The sequence below is a fragment of the Desertihabitans aurantiacus genome, from assembly GCF_003344635.1.
Lineage (GTDB): Bacteria > Actinomycetota > Actinomycetes > Propionibacteriales > Propionibacteriaceae > Desertihabitans > Desertihabitans aurantiacus.
The window spans coordinates 1-3,778 of record NZ_QPKK01000317.1 but is presented as its reverse complement, the minus strand read 5'-3'; the positions used below and the strand labels follow the sequence as shown (position 1 = coordinate 3,778).

Below are 3,778 nucleotides of genomic sequence, written 5' to 3'. Positions count from 1 at the left end.
GGCGTCGGGGTGTTCGCGGTGCTGTGGCTCGGTCCGGTGCCCTCGCCGGTCCAGGTGGTCGCCACCGTGGACGAGCCCGACCGCTCCGGGTTCGCCTGCGTCGCGGTGCACGACCACCCCGAGCAGGGCGAGGAGGCGTTCCTGCTCGAGCGCCGCGGCGACGTCGTGCACGCCACCGTCCGCGCGGTCTCGCGGCCGGCGACCCGGTGGCTGCGCGCGGTCGGGCCGGTGGGCGTGCTCGCCCAGCACGTCGCCGCGCGGCGCTACCTGGCGGCGGTGGCCCGGTCGGGCAGGGGTTAGCCGCCGAGCACCGCGTCGACGACCGCCTTGGCCTCCTGCTGCACCCGGGCCAGGTGGTCGGCGTCCTTGAGCGACTCGGCGTAGATCTTGTAGACGTCCTCGGTGCCCGACGGCCGGGCGGCGAACCAGGCCGAGGCGGTCTGCACCTTGAGCCCGCCGATCGCCGCGCCGTTGCCGGGGGCCTCGGTCAGCACGGCGGTGATCGGCTCGCCGGCCAGTGTGTCGGCGGTGATGTCGGAGGCCGACAGCCTGGCCAGCCGGGCCTTCTGCTCGCGGGTGGCGGGGGCGTCGGTGCGGGCGTAGCTGGACGCCCCGTGCCGGGCCTCGAGCTCGGCGTAGAGCTGGCTGGGGGAGCGTCCCGTGACGGCGGTGATCTCGCTGGCCAGCAGGGTGAGCAGGATGCCGTCCTTGTCGGTGGTCCAGGTGCTGCCGTCGCGGGCGAGGAAGGAGGCCCCGGCCGACTCCTCACCGCCGAAGCCGAGCTCGCCGCTCTGCAGCCCGGGGACGAACCACTTGAACCCGACCGGCACCTCCACCAGCGGTCGGCCGAGCTCGGCGGCCACCTTGTCGATGAGCGAGGACGAGACCAGCGTCTTGCCGACCCCGGCCTGCGCGGGCCAGCCGTCGCGGGCGCCGAAGAGGTAGGAGATCGCCACCGCGAGGTAGGCGTTGGGGTTCATCAGCCCGCCGTCGGGGGTGACGATGCCGTGCCGGTCGGCGTCGGCGTCGTTGCCGGTGGCGACGTCGAAGCGGTCGCGGTTGGCGATCAGGGAGGCCATCGCGTCGGGGGAGGAGCAGTCCATCCGGATCTTGCCGTCGGTGTCGAGGGTCATGAACGCCCAGCGCGGGTCGACCTCGGGGTTGACGACGGTGAGGTCGAGACCGAGGTGCTCGGCGATCCACTCCCAGTACTGGACGCTCGCCCCGCCCATCGGGTCAGCCCCGATCCGCACCCCGGCGGCGCGGATGGCGTCCAGGTCGAGGGCGTGCTGCAGGTCGGTGCAGTAGGCGGTGCGGTAGTCGAAGCGCTCGACGTCGGCGGCCGCCCGCTCGTAGGGGGTGCGGCGGATCGCGCCCGGATCGGCGAGCAGCTCGTTGGCGCGGGCGGCGATGGCGCTGGTGGCCTCGCTGCCGGCCGGGCCGCCGTGCGGCGGGTTGTACTTGAACCCGCCGTCGCGGGGCGGGTTGTGCGAGGGGGTGACGACGATGCCGTCGGCCAGGGCCTCGGACCGACCGGTGTTGTGCCGGACGATGGCCCGCGACACCGCCGGGGTCGGGGTGTACTCGTCGTCGCGCTCGGCCCGCACGGAGACGCCGGCCGCGTGCAGCACCTCGATGGCGGTCCGCCAGGCCGGCCCGGACAGCGCGTGGGTGTCCTTGCCGAGGTAGAGCGGGCCGGTGACGCCCTGCTCGGCGCGGTACTCGACGATCGCCTGCGTGGTGGCGGCGATGTGGGCCTCGTTGAAGGCCGTGTCGAGGGAGGAGCCGCGGTGCCCGGACGTCCCGAAGACCACCCGCTGGGCCGGGTCCTCAGGATCGGGCACGCGGTCGGAGTAGGCCGCGAGGACCGCGTCGACGTCGATCAGGTCGGAGGGCTGGGCCGGCTGTCCGGCGCGCTCGTGTGCCATGGCGCCCATCCTGGCCCAGCCGCGTCGGGACGCGTCCCGGGGGTCAGCGGGTGTGCCGTCGCAGGAACGGCTCGGTGCCGCTGGTGACCGCCGACTCCCAGGCCCGCCGGTGCGGGAACAGCGGGTGCGGCGGCCGGCGGGAGCGCAGGTGCAGGGCGGCAGCCAGGGCGACCACCACGGTCACCATCCACTCCGGGTCGAAGGCGGCGGTGGCCGGGTGGGACCGCCAGAGCTGGAGCACGTCGACGTCGCCGCCGTCGGCCCGGTCGCCACCGGAGGCCACCACGTCGGCGAAGAGGATGGCCAGGTCGGCCCAGGGCGCGGCCAGACCCGGGTGGGACCAGTCCACGAACCAGACCCGCCCCGACTCCCGGTCGAGCAGGATGTTGTCGGCGCGCAGGTCGATGTGGGACGGCACGGGCGGGTCGGCCGCGGTGCCGTCCACCGCGGCCGTCATCGTCGCCAGCCGCTCCGACCACGGCTCGAGCAGCGGCCGCCAGGGGTCGTCGACATCGGCGACCACCTCGCGCCAGCCCTCGAAGAACAGCGACACCTGCGCGTCGTCGGTCACGGGCGCCCGGTGGAAGGCCGGGGTGAGCGCGTGCCAGGCGTCCAGCACCCGCAGCAGGTCGCGGGCGCACCAGGGGTGACGGACCGGCTCGCCGGGCACCGCCGGGTACACGTTCACCGCCCAGTCCGCGCCGGGGGTGGGGACCTCGACGGCGGCGAGCAGGGCGGGCCGCTGCGGCACGCGCGGCAGCAGCGCCTCGACCGCGGCCTCCCGACGGTAGATCTTCTGGCCATCGGGGTTGGAGGTGCCGTCCAGACCCTTGACGAAGACGCTGCGGGTCGCCCCGTGCACCACCGTCGCCAGCCCGACCGACATGCCTCCGACCCGGTCCTGCCAGCCCAGCACCGGCTCGCCGAGGCACCCCTCGACGACGTCGCGGACCTCGGCCGGCACCTCCGGCCAGGTCGTGCGGCGTCCGTACAGGTAGGTGGCGGGCAGCTGCAGGGCCATCCGGCCATCGTGGTGGAGCGGGCCGGTGGACGCCACCGGTTTCGGCCCTGTCCGGCGGCGGACCGCAGGGCAGTAGTCTCGGCTGCTGACCGGACCGCCCCGCGGTCGTCCCGCACGCGACGAAGGACCACCCAGCCGCCATGACCTCCTCCAGCTTCAACCGTCCCGGCGCCGTCGACCTCTCCGCGCTGGCCTCCTCCTCCCCCTCCTCCTCGTCCTCCGCGGCGGGGTCGTCCGCCGGTGGCCGCTCCTACGTCGTCGACGTCACGGTGCAGACCTTCAACGACCTGGTGGGCCGGTCCCAGCAGCACCCCGTGGTGCTGGAGATCCACTCGCCGCGGGCCCAGGGTGCGGAGGTGCTCAGCCGCGACCTGGCCGACCTGGCCAACGCCGCCGGCGGCAAGTTCCTGGTCGGCCGGGTCAACGTCGACGTCGAGACCCAGATCGCCCAGGCACTCGGCGTCCAGCAGGTGCCGATGGTCATCGGCGTGCTGATGGGCCAGCCGGTGCCGCTGTTCCAGGGCGTCCAGCCCAAGCAGCAGATCCAGGCCTACCTCGACCAGCTGCTGCAGGCCGCGGTGGCCAACGGCGTGGTCGGCACCGCCGAGCCGGTCGCGGGTGGGAGCGCCGACGAGGCCTCCGACGAGCCGGACCCGCGGTTCGCCGCCGCCGACGCCGCCCTCGAGCGCGGTGACTTCGCCGCCGCGGAGGCCGAGTTCGACAAGCTGCTGGCCGCCGATCCCAGGGACGCCGAGGCCGCGGCCGGTAAGGCGCAGGCGGGGCTGCTGGCGCGCACCGCTGCCGCGGACCCGCAGGCCGTGCTCGCCGC

Annotated in this window: 4 protein-coding genes; 2 read left to right on the top strand and 2 right to left on the bottom strand. The window is 74.9% G+C overall.

Translation table 11 applies throughout. The features are described 5' to 3' along the window. Window positions 1-300 (top strand): DUF1990 family protein (locus DVA66_RS18090; protein WP_157974106.1); only part of this gene is annotated, 300 nt, incomplete at its 5' end. Here the strand turns inward: DVA66_RS18090 and pgm are convergent. Next, window positions 297-1,928: a phosphoglucomutase (alpha-D-glucose-1,6-bisphosphate-dependent) gene (gene pgm / locus DVA66_RS18085; protein ID WP_114561293.1), complete on the bottom strand. Its 1,632-nt coding sequence runs from the start codon at window positions 1,926-1,928 to the stop codon at window positions 297-299. The two genes, DVA66_RS18090 and pgm, sit on opposite strands and share 4 nt — an antisense overlap. A gap of 43 nt (window positions 1,929-1,971) precedes the next feature. Further along, entirely contained in the window at window positions 1,972-2,949 is a 978-nt protein-coding gene (locus tag DVA66_RS18080) for an aminoglycoside phosphotransferase family protein (protein WP_114561292.1), read from the bottom strand. A 140-nt stretch (window positions 2,950-3,089) separates the two neighbouring features. Between DVA66_RS18080 and DVA66_RS18075 the strand changes: the two genes are divergently transcribed. Further along, window positions 3,090-3,778, top strand: a 689-nt coding sequence (locus DVA66_RS18075; RefSeq protein WP_114561291.1) for a thioredoxin domain-containing protein, incomplete at its 3' end; no start/stop codon positions are given.